The 1223-nt window shown below is 37.6% G+C and carries 2 protein-coding genes; both read left to right on the forward strand.

Translation table 11 applies throughout. From position 1 onward, the window contains the following. The first annotated feature begins 207 nt into the window (after positions 1–207). A complete protein-coding gene (locus tag ACYVN4_RS45200) occupies positions 208–504 on the forward strand; it encodes a hypothetical protein (RefSeq protein WP_125686042.1) in 297 nt (98 codons plus the stop codon). A 71-nt stretch (positions 505–575) separates the two neighbouring features. Then, on the forward strand, positions 576–1223 hold a 648-nt coding region (locus ACYVN4_RS45205), incomplete at its 3' end, for a hypothetical protein (RefSeq protein ID WP_460730508.1).

The raw sequence follows: 1223 nt of genomic DNA on the forward strand, positions 1-1223 counted from the left end.
CTTTAACTGGACTTGTTAACTGCTTTTTTCAAGGCATTTGGTCGACGCCAGAAATCGCGGACTATTTCGATATCACTACTGATTTTCTCATGAAGGCTATTGAAAACTATCGGAACAAATACGGCTTGGTCTTCCAATACCATGAATATATTTTCGATTTGAATAAGTGTGTTAACATTACTCGAATCGGTTAGGAGGTAAGGAACCATGTCCCAGGATGATCATTTTTACCGTCAGACACAAAACTTATCTACTTTTTGGAAACGCAAAGATTTAGATCGTGTGGAATCAATCGGACTCTGGGCTGTTGAAGAAGGAAACTGGTACCCTGCTATTTTTCAAGTTTTGGCTATGCTTTACAGAAAGCAACATCGCCTCGAAGAAGAAGCGAAAATACTCAAAATTGGAATAGAGCGAAATAAACGCAACCCCGGCGTTGCACGTAGAGACTTTATAAAAAGACTAGAACGTGTTAATGAATTGATCGCTTCATCAAATAAATAGTACTATTGCCCAATCATGCTGATGGCTATAAAAGCTGCAAATACATACCCCCACGTAGGAGGAATTGAACAATGAAACGTATACTTACACTTGTCACTGTGCTTTTAGCCGGATTATCCCTGGTCGCTTGTAGTAATAAGAAATCAGAGACAAAGTACTACGATAGCGATTTCATTTCTGCACTAGAAACTGGTCTTCAAAAGCGATGGGCTATAACCGACACCGTAAAAGACATCGACAAAGCTTCCCAAGATACTTTGGACAAATCTGTTAATGCTGAGCTTAAGGTAGTGAAACCTTACGAAAACAAAAAGTTCAAAAACGATAAACTTCATGAGCAAGCTCTTACATACATTAATGCTCTGAAAGATCAAAAGACCGCATTAAAAAGTTACGACAAGTCTAATTTCTTCGACAAGTGGAATAAGGCATACAATGTGCGTACTAAGATGATTGTCCAAATCAACCAGAAGCACAAACTTAAAGTCGCTGACAAATATAAAAGTGATCTAACTGAATTAACACGTCATGGTGATGCAGTAGCTAATCAAAATCAGAAAACCGAAGCAATCAATTCTCTAATTAAATCTATTAAATTCAAACAAACTAAAGACGATGGATATACTTACACCTACGACGCTAAAGTCAAGAACACTTCAAACTACTCATTCAAAACGTTTGGCATCAAGGTAAAGTTGATGGATTCACAAAAAACGGTC

Source organism: Nocardia heshunensis (assembly GCF_054782115.1).